Origin of the sequence: Streptomyces sp. NPDC047706 (assembly GCF_043204795.1) — a bacterium.
Classification (GTDB): domain Bacteria; phylum Actinomycetota; class Actinomycetes; order Streptomycetales; family Streptomycetaceae; genus Streptomyces.
In genome coordinates this window covers 54,970-81,436 of sequence record NZ_JBIDCW010000014.1, presented here as the reverse complement: position 1 = coordinate 81,436, position 26,467 = coordinate 54,970, and the positions used below count along the sequence as shown (strand labels likewise).

Below are 26,467 nucleotides of genomic sequence, written 5' to 3'. Positions count from 1 at the left end.
ACCGACACCGGTACGGACACGGACACCGGCACTGATGACGGCACCGACACCGGTACGGACCACGGCACCGACACCGACACCGGTACGGACACGGACACCGGCACTGATGACGGCACCGACACCGGTACGGACCACGGCACCGACACCGACACCGGTACGGACACGGATACCGATGACGGCACCGATGACGGCACCGATGACGGCACCGATGACGGCACCGACACCGACACCGACGCCGGCACGGACGACGGCACCGACACCGGTACGGACGACGTCCAGGTCGACCCCGGCGCCGGTGACGCGGACGACACGGGCGGTTCCGACAACGGCGGCGACATGGGCGGCGGCGACATGGGCGGCTCCGACTCCGGTGAGGGCATGAGCGAGTAAGTGAGGGAGAGAGCTGCGAGTCCCCGCCACCGAAAGGTGGTGGGGACTCGTCGCGTGCACGGCCGTTGCGGACGGCACGGACGCCGGGGAGTGGGACGACGAGGAGATCTGGGCGGAGCTGGAACGCCGCTTCGAGACCGCCGACGGCTGGCGGCTGGGGCGCGGGCCCCTCACCCAGAAGTCGGTGACGCCGATGCGTTCCTTCGTGCACGAGCCGACGCGGCACGGCCGGCTCTTCCTCGCCGGTGACGCCGCGCACATCGTGCCGCCGACCGGCGCCAAGTGGCTCAACCTGACCGTCGGTGATGTCGTCGTCTTCGCGCGGGCCCTGACGCACCAGAAGGAGACGGGCTCGCCCGGCTGGAACGGATCGCCTCCTCGCGGGCCGCCGAGACCGATCTGGCGGAGGGGTACACCGGATTCCCGCCGCACTGACTCACCCGGCCGGCGCGCACCGGCCGTCCGGTCTGATCACCGGTCGGTTCCGGGCATGTACCGGGTTCGTCAGGAATGACACCCTCCGTCGGCGGGAATCACGCATCCGGTTAGCGTGTTGCTCAGCACGAGGGGGAAAGATCCTCCCCAAGCACTAGGGTCATTCCTTTGCCTGTCTATTACTCTTGAGCCAAGGCTACGCAGGGTGGCCATGGAGGAGTGAAATGAGGAGCAGCAACCCGGTCTTCTCGCGACGGGGGTTCAGCCGCGACAACGGCTACGCGGGCTTCAACACCGCGCCGCAGGCCGGGGGCGCAGCTGTTGGCACCCAGGGCAACCCGTACGCGCAGGGTAACCCCCACGCCCAGCCCGGCGCCGGTAACCCGTACGCCCAGAACCCGTACGCGCAGCAGGACCTCCAGTACGGCGCGCCGCCGCAGGCGCCCGCCGGCACCGACCGGATGACGATGGACGACGTCGTCATGCGCTCGGCGATGACGCTCGGCACGGTCGTCGTCGGTGCCGTCCTCGCCTGGGCGCTGCTGCCGGTGTCTTCCAGCAGCTACGGCCTGGCGATCGGCGCAGCGATCATCGCCTTCGTCCTGGCGATCGTCCAGTCGTTCAAGCGCAAGGCCTCGCCCGCGCTGATCCTGTCCTACGCCGCGTTCGAGGGTGTCTTCCTCGGCGTGATCAGCGAGATGTTCAACACCCGGTGGTCCGGCGCGCCCTTTCAGGCGGTGCTCGGCACCATGGCGGTCACGGGCGCGACGCTGCTCATCTACAAGGCCGGGTGGATCCGCGTCACGGCGCGCTACGCCCGGATCGGCATGGCGATCGCCATCGCCTTCGTCCTGGTCATGGCCGTCAACCTCCTGCTCGTCGCCTTCGGCGTCGCCGAGGACGGCGGACTGCGCAGCATGGGCCCGCTCGGTGCGATCGTCGGCATCATCGCGATCGTGCTCGGCGCGTTCTTCCTGACCCTGGACTTCAAGCAGATCCAGGACGGCATCGCCTACGGTGCGCCGCGCGAGGAGTCCTGGCTGGCCGCCTTCGGCCTGACCCTGACGCTGGTGTGGATCTACATCGAGATGCTCCGTCTGGTCGCCATCTTCAGCGGCGACGACTGACCGGCACCGCGCGGCTGACCGGATGCCGGTGAGGTCGCGCGGGACGCGGAGGACGTATGAAGGGGCCTCGGGTTCTCCAGGGGCCCCTTTCGCTGTCCGGTGCGCGCTCAGAGCAGTTTGCGCGCCGCCCTCCTCAGGTCGTACTCGTGGATGATCGCCTTCGCGTGGCCGTACGCGAGGTCGTATTCGTGACGCAGCCAGCTGACCTTCTCCTCGAAGCGGAGAGCGGGGCCTTCCTCGACGGTGCGCAGCCAGTCGGATACTTCACGACCGGTGCAATGGGGGATACGGGCGAGCAGATTGCGATGGGTCTCCTCGGAGAAGACTTGGGACATCGGCGCCTCCGGATGCAATCGGGTGTAAGCCGGTCCTTCAGGTCACCGTGCCTGAGCGTTCGTCCGTTGGCAACAGTGCGGGTAGCCTGCCGGCGTGGTTGATACGACGCGTCTGATCAGTGCGGTTGATCAATTTGCCGATCGATTGAGGGCGGCGCCGCAGAGCCGGTTGCAGCGGGGGGCCGCGGCGGAGGCGTTGGCGCTGGCCAGAGCGCTGGCCCGGTGGACGCAGTCGGTGGAGGAGCCGGGGAGTGAGCCGCGGGAGATGCCGGACGCGGGGATGTTCGCCGCGGCCGACCAGATCAGTGTCGCGGGGCGAGATCTGGCCGTCGTGCTGACCAGCGAGGCCGAGGTGGAGGAGGCCGTGCGGGTGGTCGCGGAGGCCCAGACACGGGCGGGGGTCTGACCGAGGGGACCGACCGGGGGGACCGGCGTCCCGGGTCACCGTCCGTCCGCTAGAGCGACGCGATGACCCGGTCCGCCAGGATGTACACCGTCTCCCCGCCGCACGTGAAGGTCAGCGTGTAGGCGCCGGAGATGCCCGAGCCACCGAGCAGGGTCGGGGTCTCCCCGCAGCGGAGGGCCGCGGCGAGGCGCTCGGCGGTCTCGCGGTGGCCGGGGGTCATGCACAGGGTCGTCCCGTCGGCGAAGACGTAGACGTCGAGGGTGCCGAGGGGGCCGGGGCGGACGTCGGTCAGCTCGACGCGGGACGTGGCCAGTTCCTCCAGGACGGACACCGTGCGTTCGTGGTCGCCCACGGCCGGTGACGGGGCCGGTGTGAAGTCCGGGTGGGAGGGGTGGCGGCGGCGGGCGGCGGCCAGTTCGGCGGAGTCGCCGGCGAACTCCTCGGGTTCCGCGGCGGCCTCGGACACCGGCTCCAGCGGCTCCAGGCCCGCGAAATCGGCCTGCCGGGGGAGGAACAGGTCGTTCTCGGTCAGGCCGAGCGGTGACGGCGCGTCGGAGACGTCACGTGCCTCCTGGGCGGCCCAGAAGGCGCGGGCCTCGGCCAGTTCCCGCTCCCGTTCCTCGGCCAGCGCCTCCGTCACGGCGGCGCGTATCTCGTCGGCGTCGGCCGGGGTGCGGGCGGCGGGCAGCAGGGCATGGGTGGCGGCGCGGCCCGCGGCAAGCTCATCCCGCAGGGCCGCGACCTGGCGGCGCAACTGCATGAGGGTGCGCAGGACGGCTACGCCCACGGCGCCTGTGGCGGCCGTGGTGACCAGCAGGGCGATCGGCATGGCGCTCACTGACGTACTCCCGGTTCAAGGTCGACCCCCGACTTCCTACATCAGCTTGATGGGTGAACTAACCAGCTGTCAGTGCGTAACGTCACGAAACGGACAGTCCTTTGGGGCGAATGTTTGGTGCGGTACGGCCCTGACCTGCGGTGATTCCTGTGGCGAGGGAGATAGGTCACATCCTGGGGGAGATTGGGTCACAAAACGGCCCAGAACCCCGGTGCTTGCGGAGTTCTGGGCCAATGCGTGACGTGGGGTGCCGCCCCCGTCACGGAGGGGGTGCGGGTATCAGCTGAGGCGCTCGACGACCATCGCCATGCCCTGGCCGCCGCCGACGCACATCGTCTCCAGGCCGAACTGCTTGTCGTGCCACTGCAGGGAGTTGATGAGCGTGCCGGTGATCCGGGCGCCGGTCATGCCGAAGGGGTGGCCGACGGCGATGGCGCCGCCGTTGACGTTCAGCTTCTCCAGCGGGATGTTCAGGTCGCGGTAGGAGGGGATCACCTGGGCGGCGAACGCCTCGTTGATCTCGACGAGGTCGATGTCGTCGATGGTCAGGCCGGCGCGGGCGAGGGCCTGCTTGGACGCCTCGACGGGGCCGTAGCCCATGATCTCGGGGGACAGGCCGGAGACGCCGGTGGAGACGATCCGGGCGAGCGGGGTCAGGCCCAGCTCGCGGGCCTTGGTGTCCGACATGATGATCAGGGCCGCGGCGCCGTCGTTGAGCGGGCAGCAGTTGCCGGCGGTGACCAGGCCGTCGGGGCGGAAGACCGGCTTCAGGCCCGCAACGCCCTCCATCGTGACGCCGGCGCGCGGGCCGTCGTCCTTGCTGACGACCGTGCCGTCGGGGAGGGTCACCGGGGTGATCTCGCGCTCCCAGAAGCCCTTCTTGACGGCTTCCTCGGCGAGGTTCTGCGAGCGGACGCCGAACTCGTCCATGTCCTGCCGGGTCACGCCCCACTGCCGGGCGAGGTTCTCGGCGGTCTGGCCCATCGCGATGTACGGGTCGGGAAGCAGGCCGTCCTCGCGCGGGTCGTGCCAGGTCGAGCCTTCGGACTCGGCGACCGCGGCCGTGCGGGCCTCGGCGTCGGCGAAGAGCGGGTTGCGCGCGGTCGGGATGTCGGAGCTGCCGTTCGCGAAGCGGGAGACCGTCTCGACGCCGGCCGAGATGAAGACGTCGCCCTCGCCGGCCTTGATGGCGTGCAGGGCCATCCGGGAGGTCTGCAGCGACGAGGAGCAGTACCGGGTGACCGTGCAGCCCGGCAGGTGGTCCATGCCCATCTGGACGGCGACGATCCGGCCCAGGTTGTGGCCCTGCTCGCCGCCGGGCAGGCCGCAGCCGAGCATCAGGTCGTCGATGTCCTTCGGGTCCAGCTCGGGGACCTTGGCGAGGGCGGCCTGGATGATCGTGGCGGTGAGGTCGTCGGGGCGCAGGTCCTTGAGGGAGCCCTTGACGGCGCGGCCGATGGGGGAGCGGGCGGCAGAGACGATCACGGCTTCGGGCATCACGGCTCCAGACGACGTGGGAAGGGGTGCACGGGGGAAGTTACCCGTACGTAGGCTGCCGGTCACCGGCATCCTCGTGTGACGCGGACCTCTTTTCCAAGCGCTTGCTTAGCGTATCGGACGGAGCCGCCGGCGTCTGCTGGGCGGGCAGGGGGGCGAACAGCCAGTCCACCGGCGGCCTGGTCAGCGGCTGCGCCAGCCGGCGCACGAACGGGGACCCGAGCGCTGCCGCGAGCAGGACGGCCGCCAGCACCAGGCCGGCCAGCTCCAGGCGGGTGTCGGCCCGCTGGATCACGCCGAGCTCCCGCACCGGCAGGATGATCAGCGGATGCAGCAGGTAGATGGTGAAGCCGCCGGCGCCCAGCGCGGAGATCAGCGGGAGCCGCTTCCTGGGCATCACGCGCAGCAGGCACAGCGCGAGGGCCACGGACGTGGCGAGCAGGGCCAGCCGGATCAGCCAGGCGCCTTCGAGGCCCAGCTGGGTGTCGGCGACGTACGGGTGGCGCATGGAGGTCCAGTTGCCCTTGAGCTCGGCGTGCCACAGCCAGGCCACGGTGAACCAGGCGAGGATGCCGCCCACGGCGACCGGCAGGCTCCAGCGGCTGTCGAACCACTCCCGCAGCATGCCCTGGCCCAGCCGCCAGCCGAGGTAGAACAGCGGCAGGTACACGAGGGTCCGGCTGGCCGAGAACAGCAGGTTGAACTCCTCCAGGTACCCCACGCCCAGTGACACGATCGTGGTGATCAGCAGCGGGTGGCGCAGTTGCACGACCAGCGGCAGCAGCAGCCGCCAGAAGAAGAGCGACATCAGGAACCACAGCGTCCACGGCAGCTGGGCGATGTGCAGCCGGAACGGGCCGCCGAGCGCGTACACCTCCAGCGAGTAGAGCAGGCTGCACAGGAGGGCGGGTATCGCGATGTTGCGCAGCAGCGTGCGCAGATGGCGAGCGCCCAGCGGCCCCGCGCTGCTGAAGACCCCGGCGAGGACGACGAACATCGGGACGCGGAAGGCCCAGGTCGCGACGTTGAAGGCGTGCAGCGAGTCGTGGCGGCTCATGATGCTGCCGATGGTGTGCAGGACCACGATCAGTGCGGCGGACACGAACCGGGTGTTGTCCCACCAGGGGTTTCGGATCCGGCTCGGGGAGCCTGCGGTTCTCGGAAGCGGCTTTTCCATCGCGGCCTTGTGCTCCTGACAGACGCATGACAGTGAAGTGACAGTGAAGAGGTCACCTTCGTCGCGTCCGGGAGTGCTGGGGTTACGCCGGGCGGCTCCTGGGGTGAACGCTGCGTGTACGAAAGGGGACGCGGCCCGGGTGCGGGCCGCATCGGGCGCGGTCGGGGCGGGTCACGGCGGGGACGAGTGGCCCGTCCGCTCCGGCGGGGCCGCGTCGGGCTCCTGCACCCGGCGCCGGCGGCGGCGTTTCAGCAGGGCCCACGGACCCCGTTGCCCTGTCGGCAGGGCGGCCGTGACCTCCGTGCCCGCCTCGGAGGCTGCCTCGGCGGCGGCGCGGGCGACGGGGAGGAAGCCCTCGCGGCGGGAGACGTCCGGGCGCTCCTCCTCCGGCCACAGGCCGAGCGCGGCACAGACCGTCGGCAGGACCGCCATCGCGGCGGTGGCGTAGCCCTCGGCGGACGGGTGGTAGTTGTCGGGGCCGAACAGCTCACGCGGGTTCGCGGCGAACTCCGGACCCAGCAGGTCACCCAGCGACACGGTGCGGCCGCCCTGCTCGACGACTCCGATCGTCTGGGCGGCGGCCAACTGGCGGGAGGCACGTCTGGCCAGCCAGCGCAGCGGCTGCTGCACCGGCTCGATCGTGCCCAGGTCGGGGCAGGTGCCGACGACCACCTCGGCGCCTGCGGTGCGCAGCCGTCGTACCGCGGACGACAGGTGCCGCACCGAGCGGGTGGCCGGGATGCGGTTGGTGACGTCGTTCGCGCCGACCATGATCACGCAGATGTCCGGGATCCGGTCCTGGTCCGCGAGGGCCAGGGTCACCTGACGGTCCAGGTCGTCGGACATCGCGCCGGGCAGGGCGACGTTGCGCAGGTCCACGCGGCGTTCGGCGACCGCCGCGAGGCCCGAGGCGAGCAGCGCGCCCGGGGTCTGGCCGGCCCGGTGCACGCCCTGGCCGGCGGCGGTGGAATCGCCCAGTATGGTCAGCAGCAGGGGCGGGGCACCCGGGGTGTCGTACGTCTGTCCGTACCGCCCGTCCGCGTTCGGCACGTACGGCGTCGAGCCGTTGCCCACCTGGCGCCGGGCCAGCTGCACCTCGGCCAGCACCAGACCGACGACCGCCGCACCGGCCAGGCCGATGCCGCCACCGCCGTACGCCGCCCCGGCTGCGATGCGCCGGGCCACCCTCGCCCTGGACATCCTTGTCATGCGTCGCCGCCACCTCCTCGCACCCGTACATCCACTCCTTGCCCCGAAGCGAGCCCCCGCCAATCTCAACGACGCGTGAACGGCGGTGACCGGGCGCAGGACCCGTCCGGCCGTGTGATCACCCGCTGCGGGTTTCCTGAGGTCCGTCCCGACGGTCAGGCCATAGGCTGGCGGCATCACCCAGACCACTACTTCTGCGGCATCCGGAGACAACGGTGCAGTTCCACGACTCGATGATCAGTCTCGTCGGCAACACCCCGCTGGTGAGGCTCAACAACGTGACCAAGGGCATCAGGGCGACCGTCCTGGCCAAGGTCGAGTACTTCAACCCCGGCGGTTCGGTGAAGGACCGCATCGCCCTGCGCATGATCGAGGCGGCCGAGGAGAGCGGCGCGCTCAAGCCCGGCGGCACGATCGTCGAGCCGACCAGCGGCAACACCGGCGTGGGGCTGGCGATCGTGGCGCAGCAGAAGGGGTACAAGTGCATCTTCGTGTGCCCGGACAAGGTGTCCACGGACAAGATCAACGTGCTGCGGGCGTACGGCGCCGAGGTCGTGGTCTGCCCGACGGCCGTCGCTCCCGAGCACCCCGACTCGTACTACAACGTCTCCGACCGGCTGGTGCGTGAGACGCCGAACGCCTGGAAGCCGGACCAGTACTCCAACCCCAACAACCCGCTCTCCCACTACCACTCGACGGGCCCCGAGCTGTGGCAGCAGACCGACGGGCGGATCACCCACTTCGTCGCCGGCGTCGGCACCGGCGGCACCATCTCCGGGACCGGCCGGTACCTCAAGGAGATCAGCGACGGCCGGGTGAAGGTCGTCGGCGCCGACCCCGAGGGCTCGGTGTACTCGGGCGGGTCCGGGCGTCCGTACCTCGTCGAGGGCGTCGGTGAGGACTTCTGGCCGACGGCGTACGACCGCACCGTCGCCGACGAGATCGTCGCCGTGTCCGACAAGGACTCCTTCCAGATGACCCGGCGCCTGGCCAAGGAGGAGGGCCTGCTGGTGGGCGGCTCCTGCGGCATGGCCGTCGTCGCGGCGCTGCGGGTGGCCGAGCGGCTCGGCGAGGACGACGTGGTGGTCGTGCTGCTCCCGGACAGCGGGCGCGGCTACCTCAGCAAGATCTTCAACGACGAGTGGATGGCGGACTACGGCTTCCTGGAGGACGCCGGCCCGAGCGCCCGCGTCGGCGACGTGCTGAACGACAAGGAGGGCGGCGCCATCCCGTCCCTGGTCCACATGCACCCCGACGAGACGGTCGGCCAGGCCATCGACGTGCTGCGCGAGTACGGCGTCTCGCAGATGCCGATCGTCAAGCCGGGCGCCGGGCACCCGGACGTGATGGCCGCCGAGGTCGTGGGCTCGGTCGTGGAACGGGAGCTGCTGGACGCGCTGTTCACCCAGAGCGCCTCGCTCGACGACCCGCTGGAGAAGCACATGTCGGCGCCGCTGCCGCAGGTCGGCTCCGGCGAGCCGGTCGGGGACCTGATGTCCGTGCTCGGTACGGCGGACGCGGCGATCGTCCTGGTCGAGGGCAAGCCGACCGGAGTGATCGGCCGCCAGGACCTGCTGGCCTTCCTGGCCAGGAGCACGAAGAAGTGACGGCGAACCGCCGGTGAACGGGCCGTGAGGGCGGCGAACTCGCGGTGACGTGCGCGTTTGCGGACTTCGCGGAAGTGGTACGAGCGCGTCACGTCCGCGCAGCACCCGCTTAACACGGGTCCGGCACATTGGTGGGTGTCGGCAGGGCGGGAGCGGCTCCCCGCCCGGGCCGGCCCGAACGGCGCCAGGAACCTCCGGAGCGGCTCCCGGACCTCCATGGACGCCACGGACGCGCAAGCCCGGTCCTGACCCGGCCCGCGTCCCTCGCGGGGACCGCCGTCGTCCCGCCCCCCGGCAACGGGGGTGCGGCGGTTCCCGCGCACAACTCCTCCCCGGGAGGTCAGTCCTCCCAGTCGCCGTCCTGCCCGGACCGGTGGCGCCGCCCGCCGAACAGCCCCGGGTTGACCCGGGCCGCCTGGAAGGCGTTGACGCCGACGATGCCGGCCCAGGCGACGAGCAGGCCGGGCAGGCCGGCCACACCGCCGCCGATCGCCGAGAGCGGCACCGCCAGGACCAGCGAGACGATGCCGAAACCGAAGCGCTCGCCCCAGGAGTCCGTCGGCCTCGGCGAGCGCGCGTCCCGGGCCGTCACCATCTGCTGCTCGGCCAGCCGGCGCCGCAGACGGCGCTCCACGGCCCCGTCGATGCGCTGCTCGACCTTCTCGAGAAACGAGTCGACCAGCGCGGAGTCGTACTCCTCGCCCAGTTCTCTGCGGGCCTGCAGGGTGGCGTCGAGTTCCTTCTTCAGCTCGGTGTCCCGCGCGTCCGTTCCGCTCATGCGCTTCACGGTAAGGAGCGCGGACGCCGGTCGCACTGGGGGTAGCCCCCGTGTCGGCGGCGGGGGCAGCCGGTGGTCCGGCAGGGCCTTGCGGTGGCGTGGCCGGCCGGCCCGCCGCCTCCCGCCGCCGCCTCCCGCCGTCGCCGGCCGCAAGGCCCGCGTCGGACGGGATCATGAGATGCCCTTGCCCGGCCTGTATAACGTCATGCAGAGTTCTTGATGTCTGAATAGGCCGTCGAAGCTCCGGTGTCATCCGTCATGGCGGGTGACCGGCAGGCGAGAGCGGGTGTCCGGGTTGAGGAGGTTCTGCGCGTGATGTCATCTCGGACCGTGGACATTCCGGCGGGCGACGTGACCGCCCTCGTGGTGCTGGACGGGCGCGGGACGGGCGTCGCGGACGTCGTCCGGCTGGCCGACGGAACCGCGCGCCCGGTGCCCGGGACCGAGGCGATGAAGCGGGCGGAGGAGTCCTGGAACGCCGCCCGCATGATCGCCGCGACCGGGCGCGTCTACGGCCGGTCCACCGGAGTCGGCGCCAACCGGAACGAGGACGTGCCGACCGAGGCCGCCGCCGCGCACGGACTGCGGCTGCTGCGCAGCCACGCCGGAGCCATCGGCGAGGAACTGCCCGCGCGGCAGGTGCGGGCGATGCTCGCCGTCCGGGCCAACCAGCTGCTCGCGGGCGGCGCGGGACTGCGGCCGTCCGTGGTCACCGCGCTGTGCGAGGCGCTGGACTCCGGGGCCTACCCGGTGGTCAACGAGTTCGGCTCGGTCGGCACCGGCGACATCGCCGCGCTGGCCCAGATGGGGCTCGCGCTGGCCGGCGAACACCCCTGGCGGGGAGCGGGTGCCCCCGGGGCGCAGCCGCTGGACAACAACGACGCGCTCGCGCTGATCAGCAGCAACGCCCTCACCCTCGGCCAGTCCGCGCTCGCCCTGCACGAACTGCGCGGCCTGCTCGCCGCCACCCAGGTCGTCGCCGCCCTGTCCCTGCTGGCCGTGGACGGCTCGCACGAGGCCTACGCCGCTCCCGTGCACGCCGCCCGGCCGCACCGCGGCACCGCCGACGTCGCCCGCCGGATGCGGTGGCTTATCGGCGCCGCCGACCGGCCGCACCCGCCACTCGGGCGGATCCAGGACCCGTACGGCTTCCGCTGCCTGCCCCAGATACACGGCCCCGCGCACGACGCCGCCGACGCCCTGGAGGACGTCCTCACCGTCGAGATCAACGCGGCCGCCGAGAACCCGCTGATCTCCCCCGAGGACCTGGCCGCCTACCACCACGGCGGCTTCTACCAGGCCCAACTCGCCCTCGCCCTGGACCACTTCCGGCTCGCCGTCACGCAGGTCGCCCGCCTGTCCACGTCCCGGCTGTCGACGCTGAACGAGCCCGCCTACACCCGCCTGCGCCCCTTCCTCGCCGACCACGAGCCCGCCTCCTCCGGCGTGATGATCCTGGAGTACGCCGCCGGGGCCGCCCTGGGTGATCTGCGGGCCTTCTCCGCACCCGCGTCGCTCGGCCACGCTGTACTCTCCCGAGGCGTCGAGGAACAGGCCAGTTTCGCCTCCCTCGCCGCACGTCAGACACTGCGCGCGTGCGACGCGTACCGTCTCGTCGTCGGCTGCGAACTCGTCGCCGCCGTAAGGGCGTTGCGCCAGCGCGACCTGCGCCCCGAACCGGACCTGCCGGTGGGCCGGGCGCTGGAGCTCGCCGAGTCGGTGCTGGACGCGGACCCGGCCGACCGGCCGCTCACGCACGACGTGACGGCGGCGGCCGGCCTGCTCGACCGGTTCACGGACATCTGGAGGGGGAGCACGTCATGAGCGGGGACATGAGCACAGGGGGGCCGGACAGCCCGGCCGCCCGGTTGCAGGCGCTGTTCGAGGGACACCGGCTGACACCGACACAGCGGCGCATCGCGCACAGCATGGTACGGCGCGCCGCCGACGTGCCGTTCCTGTCCAGTGTGGAGCTGGCCGAACTCGCCGGGGTCAGCCAGCCGTCCGTCACCCGCTTCGCGGTCGCCCTCGGCTTCGACGGCTACCCGGCACTGCGCCGGCACCTGCGGGAGGTCGCGCCCGTCGAGCAGCCGGCCGGCGCGGCGTCGTACAACGAGTACCAGCAGGCCGTCGAGGCCGAGATCGAGAACCTCAAGCACCTCGCCGAACTGCTCGCCGACCCCCGCCCCGTGCGGGAGGCCGGGCGGCTGCTGGCCGCCTCCCGCCCGCTGCCGGTGCTGGGACTGCGGGCGGCGGCCTCCCAGGCGTACGGGTTCGCCTACTTCGCCGCCAAGGTCCATCCGGACGTCCGGCTGCTCCACGAGGGCGGCACCATGATCCACGACCGGATCGACGGGACCGTACGGGCGGGTGCCTCGGCGCTGCTGTGCTTCGCGCTGCCCCGGCACCCCCGCGAGGTGGTGGACACGCTGGCCTACGCCAAGGAGGCCGGGCTGACGGTGGTCACCGTCGCCGACTCGGCGTTCGCGCCGGTCGCGAAGGTGTCCGACCTGCTGCTGCCCGCCGCCGTCGGCACCGGGCTCGCCTTCGACACGGCCTGCGCGCCGATGCTGCTGGGGCGGGTGCTGCTGGAGGCGATGTGCGACGACCTGCCGGACGCGCAGGCGCGGCTGGAGGAGTTCGACGCGCGGGCGGCGGCGCGGGGGCTGTTCGTGGAGTGAGTGGCCGGCGCCGGCAGCAGTACCGGAAGGTGGCCGCCGGAGGCCGCCGCCCGCGGTCCTTCGGTGCCGCGCAGGCCACCCGGGCCAGTCCCGGACCGCGCCCGCCCCGTCCCGCGGCTTCTCAGACTCGTCTCACCTCGCCTCGCTAGCCTGCCCGTCCAAGGACCAGGTACGGCATGGGACATGGGACGGGAGGCGGGAGATGGTGCGCGGCGGTCAGGGACTGGCCCGGGTGGCCTGCGTCGTACGGGCGGGGGCCGCGCCGCTGTGGTGGCTCGGGGTGTGCGCGGCCGGTGCCGGGGCGCTGGTGCCGGGACTGACCGGGCGCCGGATCGGCGTCCTGGCCGGGGCGGTGCTGTTCATCCTGGCGGCTGCCCTGGTGGCGTACCCGCGCCGCAAGCGGTACGCCGACCTCGCCCGCGGCGCCGCCCGCGCCGCCAAGCACGACGTGCTCCAGGACCGCGCCGTGACCGTGCGCAACTGGCGGCGCGGCCACCGCTGGTGGCTGCTCCTCGCCTTCCTCGCCGCGCTGGGCGGCTCGTTGGCCGCGCCCGCCGCCGGCGGCATGCTGCTCGCCGGATGCGGTGCGGGGCTGTGGCTGAAGGCGGCGTGGCTCGGGCGGCGTGAGCGGGCCGGCGAGGCGTTGCTGTGGGTGCGCGTCGACTGGCTGCGCCGAGGCGGCCGCCCGGCCGGCAAGGCCGTCAAGGCGTACCGCAGCACGGGCGTCGCGGCGGGCGACGCGGCACCGGGTGGCTCGCGTCGCCGTACCGCCGCGCCGGTCTGAGCGGCTTTGTCAGACCTCGAGTTCCGACTCGATCCGCCGCAACTGGTGGCGGGCCATCGCGAGGTTGGCGCGCTTGGCGTCGAGGGCGAGGTAGAGGAAGAGCCCGTTGCCGCTGCGGCCGCTGAGCAGGCGGATCAGGTGGTACTGGTCGGTCAGGGTGATCAGGATGTCCTCGATCTGGCCCTTGAGCCCGAGGTGCTCCATCGTGCGCATCTTGGCGCGGACCACGTCGGTGTTGCCGGCGGCGGCGACGTTGAGATCGAAGGTCTTGCTGCCGCCCAGCGTGCCCAGCGCCATGCCGGTGGTGTAGTCGACGAGGGCGACTCCGGTGGCGCCCTCGATCGAGGTGAGGGCTTCCTTCAGAGTGATCTCGGTGTTGGCCATGGTGGTGGTGTTCCTCTCAGCTTTCCGTGGTGGTGGGTGTGTTCGTGGGGGTGCGGGGAGTCCGGCGGACGGGTTTCTGCCGCGTCGTGGGGGCCGTCTCGGGCTTCGCCGGGAGTGCGAGCGGGACCGGTGGCAGGGCGTCGACCAGCTCGCCGATCCGGGCGCCGGTGCGGCGGCCCTCCAGGTGCAGCCGGCCGACGTTGACGCGGTCCTCGGCGAGCAGGGTCAGCACGGCGGTGTGGCCCGCGGAGTACGTCGCCACATAGCCGCGCATGCCGCGCACCAGCAGTTCGCGCAGGTCCCCCCGGCCGGTCGCGTCCGTGACCCGTACCGCGACGCCGAGCGCGGCGGCGGTCAGCGCGGCGAGCCCCTCCGGCTCCACGCCGGGGGTGTCATGGGCGATGACCAGGCCGTCCACGCTGGCGGCGAGGGCGCCGGTCAGCTGCGGGACGCGGGCTCTCAGCCGGTGCAGTTCGTCGAGGATCGGGGGTTCCACCGCCATCAGGGCTCTCCTCTCGGCGGGCGGTCGAGGCGGTTGCCGCGGTGTCGCATGTCGTGGTGCGAGCTGTCCCGGCGCCGGCGGTCCCTGCGCGGGCTGTCGCGGCTGCTGCCGTTCAAAGGGCCTCCAGCGCATCCCTGACCCTCTTCAGCAGTGCGATGTCGGGGTGCTCGGCGGGGAGCCCGAGGGGGATGCTCGTCGTGCGGGCGGGGGTGCGGGGGGTGAGCGCACCGGCAGGTGGGGCGCCGACGGGGGACGGCCGGCCCTGGGCGACGGGCGCCGGCGGTGCGGGGCCTGCGGGATCGGGATGCCCGGCGGCGGGATCGCCCGGCGTCCGGTGCCCCGGCCAGGAGGCGCCGTCCGTGGCCGGGTGTGGTGTGCGGGGTGCCACCAGGCCGGCCGCGGCCAGACGGCGTATGGACACCAGGGTGTGGAAGGCCGGTCTGCCCAGGGCGCGGGCGATGTCCGTGGCCGTGCGCAGGCCGTCCACACGTGCCAGGACCGCGCTCTGCCGGGGCGGCACCGCGGGGGCCGCGGCGGTGTCGAGGCGTTCCAGCGGTGCGCTGTCGGTCGCCGGGTCCGGCCAGATGCGATGCAGCAGGGCACGGCGGCGCAGGGTCTCCTGTTCGACGGAGCCGACCGGGACCGGGTGCACCGAACCGAGCCAGTGTGTGGGGCCGTACCGGAAGCGGCCCGGCGTGCTGCTGGGCGCGAGGGCGAAGTAGGCGGCGTCGTAGAGCGCGCTCAGGTGGCACAGCTCAAGGGCGCCCGGGGCGAGCCGGCCGCCGTCGAAGAGGGCGCGGTCGGCGTCGCCGGACTGGTCGGCCCGGTCGACGGCGGCCTGCCAGTGCCGGGCGTCGAGGGTGCCGTGGGCCGTGAGGAGGATGTCCAGGCCGGGCGCGAGAGGGCTCTCGGCGTGCACCACCCGGCCTTCGGCGAGGTACAGGGTGCCGCTCGCGCGGACCAGGACGCCGGTGGCGCGCTCGGCCGCGAGGCGGGTGAGCATCGGGGAGACGCCGCCGGCCCGGTGGCGGGCCGCCTTGTCGCGTATCGGCAGTCCGGGGGGCGGGGTGGTGCCGACCATGGTCATCCCAGCACCAGCCGTCCGGCCATCTCGCCGAGCCGGATCCGGGCCAGCGCGAGGTTGCCGTCCGCCCGGCCCAGCCACAGGTGCAGGAAGACGCTGCTGTCGAACGACGTGCGCACGAACCGCAGGACGTGGTAGCTGTCCCGGTTGCTGAGAATCAGGTCCTCGACCGGCGGGTCGGCGGTTTCCGCCCCGTACTCGCCGTTCTCGCCGTACTCGCCGTTCTCGCCGCCCTCGCCGTCCGCGTCGCTCCTGGGCGCGAACGCCCGCTGCTCGGCGGCCAGCCGGGCCAGTTCCGCGGCCTCGGCGGCCGCCGCCTCGTGGTCACCGCCCGGCGCCTCGCCGACGGTGCCCAGCGCCAGTCCGCTCGTCCAGTCGACCAGCGCGGCCCCCCGGGCGCCGGGCAGCCGCATGGCTTCCAGTAAGCACTCGTCGATTCCGGGCACCCTGGACTCCCCTCCTGCCTGGGTTCGGCTGAGTGACCCAGAGACTACGCAACGTGTGTGCGGCAGGTGAGCGTTCTGGCATTTTCCGGTGGAACATGCGGCGAGTGGCTAATGTGGGTCAACTGTCGCCGTTTCCCGGCAAGTTGATCACCCCTGCGGCGGTGCGGGAAGCGCGCTCAGTGTGCCCGCGTGCGCCCCGCCGGACTCGGCCACGATCTCGTCGAGCGTCTGCGGGGTGCGTACGGTCGCGAAGGCAACGCCCCCCACGCCGTCCGGGACGAAACCGTAGACACCGGGGCGGGCCAGGGAGTTGTACGCGTAGTGGTGCGCGAAGTAGTACGCGCCCGTGTCCAGCGCCGCCGCGTAGTCACCCTGCTCCAGCAGCGGCAGCTCGCGGCCCTCGGCCAGCAGGTCGCCCGCGAAACAGGCCGGTCCCGCCACGTCCTGCACCACCGGCGTCCCCTCCTTCGGCCGCCCCTTGCCGTCGTACGCGGCGATCCGCAGGGGCCACGACCCCGGCGCGTACACGGTCCGCGTCGCCACCTGCACGCCCGCGTGCGTCACCGCCACCGGCCGGCCGCCCGCGCTCTTGGCGTACTCCACCCGCGCCACCACCGTGCCGTGCTTGGCCAGCAGCGACCGCCCGAACTCGGTGACGAGCCCGTACCGCCCGTCGAACAGACCCGGCACCGCCTCCTTCAGCATCCGCGCGTACTGCGCGTACGTCGGTGTCGTGGTCTCCGAGGCGAAGTTCACCGGCAGCCCGCCGCCGATGTCGAGCGTGTCGACCTGCGGCCGCCCGATCCGCCGGTTGATCTCCTCCGCCAGCGCGTACGTCGCCGCCACGCCCTCGGTCATCCGTGACAGCGGGATGCCCTGCGACCCGGTGTGCGCGTGCAGCCGCGTCAGCCAGGGACGCTCGGCGTACGCCCGTATCACCCATGCGCGCGCCCCCTCGTCCCGCAGTGCCACGCCGAACTTCGAGGTCGCCGTGGCGGTGGACAGCGCCTCGATGGAACCGCCGCCGACCTGCGGGTTCACCCGGATCCCGATCGGGGACCGGCTCGGCGCCGACCGCATCAGGGCGTCGAGGCGGGCCAGCTCCTGCGGGTTGTCCGCGTTGACGGCGATGCCCAGCGCCAGCGCCTGGCGCAGCTCCGCCGGGGTCTTCGCGGGCGAGTCCAGCACCGTCCGCTCGGGCGTCACCCCGGCCGCCCTGGCCAGTTCCAGCTCGCCCGGGCTGGCCACCTCCGCGCCGATGCCCTCGTCGTGCAGCAGTCGCAGCACCGGGACCAGCGGGGACGCCTTCACCGCGAAGGCGTGCAGCACGGGCGTGCCGGGCGCCGTCACCGCGTCGAACGCCGCGCGCAGTTCCGCCGCCGACCGCCGGATGCCGGTGACGTCGAGCAGTCCGGCGAGGGGAGCGTCCGGGCCCAGCAGCCCTTGCTCCACGGCGGCCCGCACCGCCTCGTCCCGCCGTGCGGCCCGCTCGTCGCCCGCCCGGTCTTCGAGGACGTCGTCCATGTGGCTCCCTGTTCTGCCGGTAACCCTGTCGCTTCGCTGCCCGTGGTCCATGCACCAAGCCAAACATCCGGGCCGGCGCCGTGCCGGGGCACCCCTCTATTGACTAGCTCTATTCATCTCGCCAGGATGTGAATAACCTTAGCAACATCCAGTGACATCCCGCAGGGACCCGCGAGCCATCACCAGGAGGCAGACCATGTCAGGACCCCGCCCCGTACGAGCGCCGCGCGGAACGCAGCCGAGCGCCCTGGGCTGGCAGCAGGAGGCTGCCCTGCGGATGCTGCAGAACAACCTCGACCCGGAGGTCGCCGAACACCCCGACAAGCTCGTCGTCTACGGCGGCACGGGCAAGGCGGCGCGGGACTGGCCGTCCTTCGACGCGATGGTGCGCACGCTGCGGGGCCTGAAGCAGGACGAGACGATGCTCGTCCAGTCCGGCCGCCCGGTCGGCGTCATGCAGACCCACGAGTGGGCGCCGCGTGTCCTCATCGCCAACTCCAACCTCGTCGGCGAATGGGCCAACTGGGAGGAGTTCCGCCGCCTGGAGGCCCTCGGCCTGACCATGTACGGGCAGATGACCGCCGGTTCCTGGATCTACATCGGCACCCAGGGCATCCTCCAGGGCACCTACGAGACCTTCGCCGCGGTCGCCGCGAAGAAGTTCGGCGGCTCGCTGGCCGGGACGATCACCCTGACTGCCGGACTCGGCGGCATGGGCGGTGCCCAGCCGCTCGCCGTGACCATGAACGACGGTGTCGCGATCTGCGTCGACTGCGACCCGCGGGCCATCGAGCGCCGCATCGAGCACCGCTACCTGGATGTGCGGGCCGACTCCCTCGACCACGCCCTCCAGCTCGCCACCGAGGCCCGCGACGCGCGCCGCCCGCTGTCCGTCGGAGTCCTCGGCAACGCCGCCGAACTCGTCCCGCAACTGCTGGCCATGGGCGCCCCCATCGACATCGTGACCGACCAGACGTCGGCGCACGACCCGCTGGCGTATCTGCCGCTGGGCGTCGGGTTCGACGAGATGGCGTCCTTCGCGGCGAAGGACCCGGCGGGCTTCACCGCGCGGGCCCGCGAGTCCATGGCCCGGCACGTCGAGGCGATGGTCGGCTTCATGGACGCCGGCGCCGAGGTGTTCGACTACGGCAACTCCATTCGTGGCGAGGCCCGACTCGCCGGATACGACCGCGCGTTCGCCTTCCCCGGCTTCGTCCCCGCCTACATCCGCCCGCTGTTCTGCGAGGGCAAGGGCCCCTTCCGCTGGGCCGCGCTGTCCGGCGACCCGGCCGACATCGCCCGGACCGACAAGGCGATCCTCGACCTCTTCCCGGAGAACGAGTCCCTCGCCCGCTGGATCAGGATGGCCGGCGAGCGCGTCCACTTCCAGGGCCTGCCCGCCCGGATCTGCTGGCTCGGGTACGGCGAGCGGGACAAGGCCGGCGAGCGGTTCAACGACATGGTCGCGAGCGGGGAGCTGGCCGCGCCGATCGTCATCGGGCGCGACCACCTCGACTGCGGCTCCGTCGCCTCCCCGTACCGCGAGACCGAGGCGATGCTCGACGGCTCCGACGCGATCGCCGACTGGCCGCTGCTGAACGCGATGGTGAACGTCGCCTCGGGAGCGTCCTGGGTCTCCCTGCACCACGGCGGCGGCGTCGGCATGGGCCGCTCGATCCACGCCGGCCAGGTGACGGTGGCCGACGGCACGGCGCTGGCCGGCGAGAAGATCCGCCGGGTCCTCACCAACGACCCCGGGATGGGCGTCGTGCGGCACGTCGACGCGGGCTACGGCATCGCCGAGTCGGTGGCGTCGCAGCGGGGCGTACGGGTGCCGATGTGTGAGGGTGACCAGGCGTGACGCGTGACGAGGGCGAACAGGGCAACGGTGCGGTGACGACCGGCGGTCCGTCGGCGGCCCCGGCACCCGCCGCCCCGCGCGGCGCCTCCTTCCAGGAGATGTGGCGCGAGCTGCTCCCGGTCGGCCGGCACCCCGGCACCCGTGGCTACCGCCGCTACGCCTGGACCGGTGCCGACGCCGAGTGCCGGGACTGGTTCCGGGCGCAGGCCGAGGCGCGGGGGCTGGTCTACGAACTGGACCGCAACGGCAACCAGTGGGCCTGGCTCGGGGATCCGGCGCAGGGGGACGCCGTCGTCACGGGGTCGCATCTCGACTCCGTGCCCGACGGCGGGGCCTTCGACGGGCCCCTCGGGGTCGTGTCGTCGTTCGCCGCGCTCGACGAACTCCGGGGCCGCGGCGTGCGCCTGGCCAGGCCTCTGGCCGTCGTCAACTTCGGTGACGAGGAGGGCGCCCGGTTCGGCCTCGCCTGCGTCGGCTCCCGGCTCGCCGCCGGGCAGCTCACCGTCGAGCAGGCGCATCGCCTGACCGACGGTGACGGGATCACGCTGCCGCGGGCCATGGAGGCCGCCGGGTACGACCCCGGCGCCATCGGAGCGGACCCGGAGCGGCTCGCCCGCATCGGTGCCTTCGTCGAGCTGCACGTCGAACAGGGCCGCGCCCTCGACCTGTCCGGCGACCGGGTGGGCGTCGCCAGCGCCATCTGGCCGCACGGCCGGTGGCGGTTCGACTTCCGGGGCGAGGCCAACCACGCGGGCACCACCCGGCTCGTGGACCGGCGCGACCCCATGCTGCCGTACGCCGAGACCGTTCTCGCCGCCCGCCGTGAGGCCCACCTCGCGCAGGCCGTCGCCACCTTCGGCAAGATCGCCGTCGAGCCCAACGGCGTCAACGCCATCCCCTCCCTGGTGCGCGGCTGGCTCGACTCCCGCGCGGCCGACCAGGCGACCCTCGACACCGTCGTCACCGGGATCCAGCGGGCGGCCCGTAGTCACGCCGACGCGCACGGCGTCGACCTCGACGTCGTCCAGGAGTCGTTCACGCCGGTCGTCGAGTTCGACCACGCCCTGCGCGACGAACTCGCCCGCATCCTCGGCGAGGACACCGGCCTCAAGGTCCCCGTCCTGGGCACCGGCGCCGGACACGACGCCGGAATCCTGTCGGGGACGATCCCGACCGCCATGCTGTTCGTGCGCAACCCCACCGGCGTCTCGCACTCCCCGGCCGAGTTCGCGGCCGAGGACGACTGCGTGGCCGGAGTGAACGCACTCGCCGACGTACTGGAAGGGCTGGCCCGCGCGTGACACGGACGTACTGGCTGGAGCACGCCTGGCTCGGCACTTGTGTCGAGCCGGGAGTCGCCGTCGACACCGCGGACGGCCGGATCACCGCGGTCCGCCAGGACACCGGGGCCCCGCCCCCCGGTGCCGAGATCCTCCGCGGCCTCACCCTTCCCGGCCTGGCCAACACCCACAGCCACGCCTTCCACCGCGCCCTGCGCGGCGTCGTGCAGGTCGGCTCGGGCACCTTCTGGACCTGGCGCGAGGTGATGTACGCCACCGCCGACCGGCTGACCCCGGACACCTACCACGCGCTGGCGAGGGCCGCCTACGCCGAGATGGCCCTCGCCGGCGTCACGGCCGTCGGCGAGTTCCACTACGTGCACCACGCCCACGGCGGTACCCCCTACGCGGACCCCAACGCCATGGGCGAGGCCCTCGTCGCGGCGGCCACCGAGGCCGGGATCCGCATCACCCTCCTCGACACCTGCTACCTCTCCGCCGGCTTCGGACAGCCGCCCAACGCCCACCAGCTGCGCTTCTCCGACGGGACGGCCGAGGAGTGGGCCGAACGCTGTTCAGTTCTCAAGGAACGGGATCACGCACGGATCGGTGCGGCGATCCACTCCGTGCGGGCCGTGCCCGCGGACCAGTTGTCGACCGTGGCCAGGTGGGCCGAGGAGCGGCGGGCCCCGCTGCATGTGCACCTGTCCGAGCAGACCGCCGAGAACGACGCCTGCCTCGGCGCACACGGCCGCACCCCCACCCGGCTCCTCGCCGACCACGGCGTCCTCGGCCCCCGCACCACCGGCGTCCACAACACGCACCTCACCGCCGAGGACATCGCCCTGATCGGCGGCAGCTCCACCGGCACCTGCATGTGCCCCACCACCGAGCGCGACCTGGCCGACGGCATCGGCCCGGCCGCCGCCCTCCAGAAGGCGGGCTCCCCCCTCAGCCTCGGCTCCGACAGCCACGCCGTCGTCGACCTGCTCGAAGAGGCGCGCGCCATGGAGCTGAACGAACGACTGCGCACCCGCACCCGCGGTCACTGGACGGCCGCCGCCCTGCTGCGGGCCGCCTCGGCGGACGGACATGCCGCGCTCGGCTGGGCGGACGCGGGCACCCTTGAGCCCGGCGCGCTCGCCGACTTCACGACGATCGCGCTCGACTCGGTCAGAACCGCGGGGCCGCTGCCCGGACTCGGCGCCGAGACGGCCGTATTCGCCGCGACGGCAGCGGACGTGCGCCATACGGTCGTGGGTGGGCGGCATGTCGTACGCGACGGGGCGCACACCCTCGTACCCGATGTTCCGCAGGCACTCGCGCAAGCCGTCGACGCCCTGCGCGCCTGACGACCGCCGACCCGAGCCCCCACGAGGACGCCATGAGCAGCAGCGCCACCAGCACCGACGCCGGCACCACGACGGTCATCACCAACATCGCCACACTGGTCACCAACGACCCCTCCCTCGGTGACGGATCCCCCCTGGGCCTGATCCGGGACGCGGCCGTCGTCATCGACGGCGACCGCGTCGCGTGGACCGGTGAATCAAGCAAAGCACCCGCCACTGACAACAGGGTCGACGCCGGCGGCCGTGCGGTGATCCCCGGCTTCGTGGACTCCCACTCCCACCTCGTCTTCGCGGGCGACCGCACCGAGGAGTTCAACGCCCGTATGTCCGGCCGCGCGTACAGCGCGGGCGGCATCCGGACCACGGTCGCCGCCACCCGCGCCGCCTCGGACGCGGCACTCGAAGCCAATCTCACCCGTCACCTGGCCGAGGCCCTGCGCCAGGGCACCACGACCTTCGAGACCAAGTCCGGCTACGGCCTCACCGTCGAGGACGAGTCGCGGGCCCTGCGCATCGCCGCCGCCCACACCGACGAGGTCACCTTCCTCGGCGCCCACGTCGTCTCCCCCGACTACGCCGAGGACCCGGCGGCGTACGTCGCCCTGGTCACCGGCGAGATGCTCGACGCCTGCGCGCCGTACGCCCGCTGGATCGACGTCTTCTGCGAGAAGGGCGCCTTCGACGGCGACCAGGCCCGCGCCGTCCTCACCGCGGGCAAGGCCCGGGGCCTGCATCCGCGCGTCCACGCCAACCAGCTGACGTACGGCCCCGGTGTCCAGCTCGCCGTCGAGCTGGACGCGGCCTCCGCCGACCACTGCACCCACCTCACCGACGCGGACGTCGACGCGCTGGCGGGCGGCTCCACCGTCGCCACCCTGCTTCCCGGCGCCGAGTTCTCCACCCGCGCCGAGTGGCCGGACGCCCGCCGGCTGCTCGACGCGGGTGTCACCGTGGCGCTGTCGACGGACTGCAACCCGGGGTCGTCGTTCACCTCGTCCGTGCCGTTCTGCATCGCGCTCGCCGTACGGGACATGCGCATGACCCCGGACGAGGCGCTCTGGTCCGCCACGGCGGGCGGCGCCCGCGCCCTGCGCCGCGACGACATCGGCCGCCTGAGCCCCGGCGCCCGCGCCGACCTCGCGCTCCTCGACGCCCCGAGCCACGTCCACCTCGCCTACCGGCCGGGCGTCCCCCTGGTGACGGGGGTGTGGCGGCGCGGCAGGCGCGTCTGCTGAGGTCCCGTCAGGCCGCGCCCGCCCGCCACCGCTGGTCCGGATCCCCGTCCGAGTCGTCCAGCGAACGGAGGTCCAGCCCGCCGTCGCCGTCCGGCGTCACCGCCGTCTCCTGGTCGAGGGCGGGCCGGATCAGTCCGGCGCCGTCGACCAGGAACATCAGGTTCCGGGCGTTCCTGCCCTCGACGGACGAGCAGGTCCAGATCCCGACCCCCCGGTCCGTCGAGCCCCGGCTGTCCAGGCAGTACTCCGGGTCGGCGGCCGACTGGAGCACACCCCGCCCGGTGTCCACCCTCCAGCGCTGTGTGACGGCAGGCGCACAGGGCGCCGTGATCACGTCCACGCCCTTGTCCAGCTCCCCGTCCCGGATGTCCAGGCAGAGCTCCGAGGCGACGTTCACGACCTGCGCGTAGGCGCTGCCCGGCGGATGGGCGGGCGGGGACGGCGGCGGGGTCGGGGACGGCTCCGGCGGCCGGGCCGTCCGCGACGGTGACGGACTCGCCGTCGGGGAGGGCGACTCGGCGGTCCTCGTGGGCGAAGGTGAGGGCGGTGCGTGGGGCGCCGGCACCGTCGCCGTCACCGTCACCGGCGGCGGGGTGGCGCCGATGTGGTGCGCGGCGTTCCCGGCGGGGGAGTCGCCGGGCGACAGCAGGAAGAACAGCAGCGGAGTGAGCGCCACCCCCAGTCCGGCCGAGGCCAGCGCGACCCGCCGGGCCCGCTCCCGCACCCCAGCGCCGTCCGGGCCCGGCGCGCCGGTGAGCCGCGACGCGTTCCCCGCGTCCGGCGCGCCGCCGGCCCGCGCCGCGTACGCCGCGCCGGCCCACGGCAGCAGCCCCTCCGCCAGCGCGGTCCGCGGGGCGTCGCGCAGGGCGGTCAGCTCCTCGTGTGCGGTGGCGCAGTGCGGGCAGCGCGCCATGTGGGTGGCCAGGTCGGGACTGTGCCGGGGCGAGCCGGGCCGTACCGACTCCTCGATCAGGCGCCGGAAGTCCTGGCACGCGGGGTCCTCGGAGGCGGCGAGCCGGGCCCGCAGCAGGGACCGGCCGAGCGCGCCCAGCGCCGGCTCGATGCCGTACGTCACGTCCTCGCGGGTGATGCCCAGCAGTACGGCCGTGCGCTCGGGGCTCTCCTGTTCCACGAGGCCGTACCAGATCAGGCCGCGGGAGCGGTCCGGCAGTGCCTTGTACGCGGCGAGCATGGGCGGCACGGGCCCGCCGGGTCCGCCCGTGCTGAGGACCAGCAGCAGGCCCGCGTCGAGCGCCGCCGAGCGGCCGCCCTCGGCCCAGGTCGCGGCCGCCCGGGCCGTCAGCAGCAGGAGCTGGTGCCGCCACGGGGTGGCCGGATCGGTTCCGTGGGCCGCCTTCCGGGCCGCCAGTGTGAACGCCTGCGCCGCCAGCTGACGCGCCGCCGAGTCGCCGGTCGTGCACAGCCGGGCATAGGCGAGGACCGACTCGCGGTGGCGGGCGCGCAGTTCCTGGAGCGCCGGGTAGGCGGCGGCGGTGCCGGCGCGCAGCAGTTCGGTCAGCCGTGCGTCCGGCGCGCCGGAATGCCCGCCGTCCGCCGCGCCGTTGTCGGTTTCCTCGGGCCGAGCCATCCACCCGCCTCCTCGCGTCCCCGCCGGAGCCCGGCCAAGTCCCTGACGTACCGGCCAGTTTGGAGGCTGACCATAGTGGTGGAGAGGGGCCTGCGGGGAAAGATGTTACCGAGGGTAATGAGATGGGTGGGACTCCGGGAGGGGTGGCGGGAGAGGCGACGCGGCGGAGACGAAAAGGCGCGTCCGGCGCCCGAGGGCGCCGGACGGAAAGCCTGTTGGCGGTCCGGTAGCACCGGCCCGATCTCACCCCGGCCCGGTAGCACCGGCCCGGTCTCACTCCTCGACCGTCAGCCCCTTGCGCAGCCGTCCCAGAGTGCGCGACAGCAGCCGCGAGACGTGCATCTGCGAGATGCCCAGCTCCTCGCCGATCTCCGACTGGGTCATGTTGGCGACGAACCGGAGGGAGAGGATCTTCCGGTCCCGGTGCGGGAGTTCCGCGATCAGCGGCTTGAGGGACTCGACGTACTCGATGCCCTCGATCCCGTGGTCCTCGTACCCGATGCGGTCCGCGAGGGCGCCCTCGCTGTCGTCCTCCTCGGGCTGCGCGTCCAGCGAGGAGGCGGTGTAGGCGTTCGACGCGGCCATGCCCTCGACGACCTCGTCGCGGGAGAGACCGAGCCGTTCGGCGAGTTCCGCCACCGTGGGCGCGCGGTCGAGCTGCTGGGCCAGCTCGTCGCCGGCCTTGGCCAGGTCGAGCCGGAGCTCCTGCAGCCGGCGCGGGACGCGCACGGACCACGAGGTGTCACGGAAGAAGCGCTTGATCTCGCCGATGATGGTTGGCATGGCGAAGGTGGGGAACTCGACGCCACGGCTGAGTTCGAAGCGGTCGATCGCCTTGATGAGGCCGATGGTGCCGACCTGGATGATGTCCTCCATCGGCTCGCTGCGGGAGCGGAACCGGGAGGCGGCGAACTTGACCAGGGCGAGGTTGAGTTCGACGAGAGTGTTGCGCACGTAGGAGTACTCGTGCGTGCCTTCCTCGAGCGATTCCAGCCGCTCGAAGAGGGTCTTGGACAGGGCCCGCGCATCGACGGGACCGACCTCGTCGTACGGGGGGATCTCCGGAAGTCCGGCCAGTACGTCGTCCTGGACGGCGAGAGCGTCCTCGGGGACGGCGAACGTCTCGCTGTCCTGCGCGATGGGATCCAGATGTTCCGAAGGGAATGTCGACGTCGCCGTCCGGGTATGCGATGCGTCGAGCCGGGGTGACATGATGTCCTCCATCGTTCTCGGCATTTGGCTGCCGAAGCCAATACGTGCACTGCGGTGTGCGGCGCCTCCAAAGCCGGCCGTGTTGGTTTACGTGTCTCTACTAGCCCTACCCGCTTTCCCGAAGCCTTCGCAAGTGCATTCTGTGTGCATATGTCCGTTTCTGGGCGGATGTTCGGCTGTCGAATGGCGTACGGAGGGCGTAGTGTTCGGGGGCGACAGTCAGCAGCCACGACCTCGGGAGAGAGAGACGGCATGGACCACGGGACGGTCGGCAGCGCACAGTCGGGCCGGCTTCTGGTGGAGGTGCGGGAGGAGGGCTCCAGCGCCGTTGTGACTCCGGCGGGTGAGCTGGACCACCACACCGCCGATCTGTTGCGCGAGCCACTGGACGAATGCCTCGCCAAGGGTTTCAGCCGCCTGGTCGTCGACTGCTCGCGCCTGGAGTTCTGCGACTCCACCGGGCTGAACGTGCTGCTCGGCGCGCGCCTGAAGGCGGAGGACGCCGGCGGTGGAGTGCATCTGGCCGGGATGCAGCCCGTGGTGGCTCGTGTGTTCGAGATCACGGGAGCGGATGCGGTCTTCACCGTGCACGACACGGTGCAGGCGGCCCTGTCCGGCGAGGGTGAGGCCGACTGAGCCATCCGGGTCGTCCCGAACTAGGGGGTGTTCCCCCGGATCGGTCGGGCAGGAGACATCCTGAACATGTCGGCGGCAATCATGATCGAGCGTGCGGAC

General features: G+C 72.6%; 24 protein-coding genes and 2 pseudogenes. 13 read left to right on the top strand and 13 right to left on the bottom strand.

What is annotated here, in order from left to right; all coding sequences use genetic code 11:
- The 3 genes and pseudogenes from ACGF8A_RS18455 to ACGF8A_RS18445 all read left to right on the top strand — a co-directional run.
- Nucleotides 1–390 (top strand): annotated as a pseudogene (locus ACGF8A_RS18455) (hypothetical protein); the annotation flags it as partial.
- A gap of 64 nt (nucleotides 391–454) precedes the next feature.
- Nucleotides 455–825: pseudogene (locus tag ACGF8A_RS18450) on the top strand (FAD-dependent monooxygenase); the annotation flags it as partial.
- Between the two features lie 224 nt (nucleotides 826–1,049).
- Entirely contained in the window at nucleotides 1,050–1,952 is a 903-nt protein-coding gene (locus tag ACGF8A_RS18445; RefSeq protein ID WP_393109329.1) for a Bax inhibitor-1/YccA family protein, read from the top strand.
- A 107-nt stretch (nucleotides 1,953–2,059) separates the two neighbouring features.
- Here the strand turns inward: ACGF8A_RS18445 and ACGF8A_RS18440 are convergent, their stop codons facing one another.
- Nucleotides 2,060–2,287 (bottom strand): DUF4287 domain-containing protein, encoded by a 228-nt coding sequence (locus tag ACGF8A_RS18440; RefSeq protein ID WP_141311429.1) that lies wholly within the window; start codon nucleotides 2,285–2,287, stop codon nucleotides 2,060–2,062.
- A gap of 94 nt (nucleotides 2,288–2,381) precedes the next feature.
- Here ACGF8A_RS18440 and ACGF8A_RS18435 point away from each other — a divergent pair, with 94 nt between their 5' ends.
- Nucleotides 2,382–2,693, top strand: coding sequence for a hypothetical protein (locus tag ACGF8A_RS18435; RefSeq protein WP_393109327.1), 312 nt, complete (start codon nucleotides 2,382–2,384; stop codon nucleotides 2,691–2,693).
- A gap of 49 nt (nucleotides 2,694–2,742) precedes the next feature.
- Here the strand turns inward: ACGF8A_RS18435 and ACGF8A_RS18430 are convergent, their stop codons facing one another.
- The 4 genes from ACGF8A_RS18430 to ACGF8A_RS18415 form a co-directional block, all read right to left on the bottom strand.
- Nucleotides 2,743–3,531, bottom strand: coding sequence for a hypothetical protein (locus ACGF8A_RS18430; protein WP_393109325.1), 789 nt, complete (start codon nucleotides 3,529–3,531; stop codon nucleotides 2,743–2,745).
- A gap of 279 nt (nucleotides 3,532–3,810) precedes the next feature.
- Nucleotides 3,811–5,028 carry an acetyl-CoA C-acetyltransferase gene (locus ACGF8A_RS18425; RefSeq protein WP_393109323.1) on the bottom strand — a complete coding sequence of 406 codons (1,218 nt, stop codon included), beginning with the start codon at nucleotides 5,026–5,028 and terminating at the stop codon, nucleotides 3,811–3,813.
- 40 nt (nucleotides 5,029–5,068) lie between these two features.
- Nucleotides 5,069–6,130 carry an acyltransferase family protein gene (locus ACGF8A_RS18420; RefSeq protein WP_393109321.1) on the bottom strand — a complete coding sequence of 354 codons (1,062 nt, stop codon included), beginning with the start codon at nucleotides 6,128–6,130 and terminating at the stop codon, nucleotides 5,069–5,071.
- A 246-nt stretch (nucleotides 6,131–6,376) separates the two neighbouring features.
- Entirely contained in the window at nucleotides 6,377–7,414 is a 1,038-nt protein-coding gene (locus tag ACGF8A_RS18415) for an SGNH/GDSL hydrolase family protein (RefSeq protein ID WP_393109319.1), read from the bottom strand.
- A gap of 215 nt (nucleotides 7,415–7,629) precedes the next feature.
- On the opposite strand from ACGF8A_RS18415, the gene ACGF8A_RS18410 reads away from it, so the two are divergent.
- A complete protein-coding gene (locus tag ACGF8A_RS18410) occupies nucleotides 7,630–9,021 on the top strand; it encodes a cystathionine beta-synthase (RefSeq protein WP_393109317.1) in 1,392 nt (463 codons plus the stop codon).
- 340 nt (nucleotides 9,022–9,361) lie between these two features.
- Here ACGF8A_RS18410 and ACGF8A_RS18405 read toward each other — a convergent pair whose 3' ends face one another.
- Nucleotides 9,362–9,799 carry a hypothetical protein gene (locus tag ACGF8A_RS18405; RefSeq protein WP_393109315.1) on the bottom strand — a complete coding sequence of 146 codons (438 nt, stop codon included), beginning with the start codon at nucleotides 9,797–9,799 and terminating at the stop codon, nucleotides 9,362–9,364.
- A 315-nt stretch (nucleotides 9,800–10,114) separates the two neighbouring features.
- Here ACGF8A_RS18405 and ACGF8A_RS18400 point away from each other — a divergent pair, with 315 nt between their 5' ends.
- From ACGF8A_RS18400 to ACGF8A_RS18390, 3 genes are all read left to right on the top strand, one after another.
- On the top strand, nucleotides 10,115–11,623 hold the full coding sequence (locus tag ACGF8A_RS18400; protein WP_393109313.1) for an aromatic amino acid ammonia-lyase: 1,509 nt from the start codon (nucleotides 10,115–10,117) through the stop codon (nucleotides 11,621–11,623).
- A complete protein-coding gene (locus ACGF8A_RS18395; RefSeq protein WP_393109311.1) occupies nucleotides 11,620–12,480 on the top strand; it encodes a MurR/RpiR family transcriptional regulator in 861 nt (286 codons plus the stop codon). Before ACGF8A_RS18400 ends, ACGF8A_RS18395 begins: the two co-directional genes overlap by 4 nt.
- Nucleotides 12,481–12,682: 202 nt before the next feature.
- Nucleotides 12,683–13,264, top strand: a complete 582-nt coding sequence (locus ACGF8A_RS18390; RefSeq protein WP_393109309.1) for a hypothetical protein — start codon at nucleotides 12,683–12,685, stop codon at nucleotides 13,262–13,264.
- Nucleotides 13,265–13,273: 9 nt separating this feature from the next.
- Here the strand turns inward: ACGF8A_RS18390 and ACGF8A_RS18385 are convergent, their stop codons facing one another.
- The 5 genes from ACGF8A_RS18385 to ACGF8A_RS18365 form a co-directional block, all read right to left on the bottom strand.
- On the bottom strand, nucleotides 13,274–13,648 hold the full coding sequence (locus ACGF8A_RS18385; protein ID WP_393109307.1) for a hypothetical protein: 375 nt from the start codon (nucleotides 13,646–13,648) through the stop codon (nucleotides 13,274–13,276).
- A 16-nt stretch (nucleotides 13,649–13,664) separates the two neighbouring features.
- Nucleotides 13,665–14,150, bottom strand: a complete 486-nt coding sequence (locus tag ACGF8A_RS18380; RefSeq protein WP_393109305.1) for a roadblock/LC7 domain-containing protein — start codon at nucleotides 14,148–14,150, stop codon at nucleotides 13,665–13,667.
- A gap of 112 nt (nucleotides 14,151–14,262) precedes the next feature.
- Complete coding sequence (locus ACGF8A_RS18375; RefSeq protein ID WP_393109303.1) at nucleotides 14,263–15,237, bottom strand: transcriptional regulator; 975 nt, start codon at nucleotides 15,235–15,237, stop codon at nucleotides 14,263–14,265.
- Nucleotides 15,234–15,680 carry a hypothetical protein gene (locus tag ACGF8A_RS18370; protein WP_393109301.1) on the bottom strand — a complete coding sequence of 149 codons (447 nt, stop codon included), beginning with the start codon at nucleotides 15,678–15,680 and terminating at the stop codon, nucleotides 15,234–15,236. The genes ACGF8A_RS18375 and ACGF8A_RS18370 overlap by 4 nt, the downstream gene beginning before the upstream one ends.
- Before the next feature lie 147 nt (nucleotides 15,681–15,827).
- Complete coding sequence (locus ACGF8A_RS18365; RefSeq protein WP_393109299.1) at nucleotides 15,828–17,204, bottom strand: diaminopimelate decarboxylase; 1,377 nt, start codon at nucleotides 17,202–17,204, stop codon at nucleotides 15,828–15,830.
- Nucleotides 17,205–17,400: 196 nt separating this feature from the next.
- On the opposite strand from ACGF8A_RS18365, the gene hutU reads away from it, so the two are divergent.
- The 4 genes from hutU to hutI all read left to right on the top strand — a co-directional run bounded on the left by hutU (nucleotide 17,401) and on the right by hutI (nucleotide 22,932).
- Entirely contained in the window at nucleotides 17,401–19,065 is a 1,665-nt protein-coding gene (hutU, locus tag ACGF8A_RS18360) for a urocanate hydratase (protein ID WP_393109297.1), read from the top strand.
- Between the two features lie 98 nt (nucleotides 19,066–19,163).
- On the top strand, nucleotides 19,164–20,366 hold the full coding sequence (locus ACGF8A_RS18355) for an allantoate amidohydrolase (RefSeq protein WP_393109499.1): 1,203 nt from the start codon (nucleotides 19,164–19,166) through the stop codon (nucleotides 20,364–20,366).
- On the top strand, nucleotides 20,363–21,697 hold the full coding sequence (locus ACGF8A_RS18350; protein ID WP_393109295.1) for a formimidoylglutamate deiminase: 1,335 nt from the start codon (nucleotides 20,363–20,365) through the stop codon (nucleotides 21,695–21,697). Before ACGF8A_RS18355 ends, ACGF8A_RS18350 begins: the two co-directional genes overlap by 4 nt.
- 32 nt (nucleotides 21,698–21,729) lie before the next feature.
- Nucleotides 21,730–22,932 carry an imidazolonepropionase gene (gene hutI, locus ACGF8A_RS18345; RefSeq protein WP_393109293.1) on the top strand — a complete coding sequence of 401 codons (1,203 nt, stop codon included), beginning with the start codon at nucleotides 21,730–21,732 and terminating at the stop codon, nucleotides 22,930–22,932.
- Nucleotides 22,933–22,939: 7 nt separating this feature from the next.
- Here hutI and ACGF8A_RS18340 read toward each other — a convergent pair whose 3' ends face one another.
- Complete coding sequence (locus ACGF8A_RS18340) at nucleotides 22,940–24,520, bottom strand: RICIN domain-containing protein (protein WP_393109291.1); 1,581 nt, start codon at nucleotides 24,518–24,520, stop codon at nucleotides 22,940–22,942.
- Nucleotides 24,521–24,793: 273 nt separating this feature from the next.
- Nucleotides 24,794–25,732 (bottom strand): RNA polymerase sigma factor SigF, encoded by a 939-nt coding sequence (locus tag ACGF8A_RS18335; protein ID WP_393109289.1) that lies wholly within the window; start codon nucleotides 25,730–25,732, stop codon nucleotides 24,794–24,796.
- Between the two features lie 252 nt (nucleotides 25,733–25,984).
- Here ACGF8A_RS18335 and ACGF8A_RS18330 point away from each other — a divergent pair, with 252 nt between their 5' ends.
- Nucleotides 25,985–26,368, top strand: a complete 384-nt coding sequence (locus ACGF8A_RS18330; protein WP_393109287.1) for an STAS domain-containing protein — start codon at nucleotides 25,985–25,987, stop codon at nucleotides 26,366–26,368.
- Nucleotides 26,369–26,467: the final 99 nt, after the last annotated feature.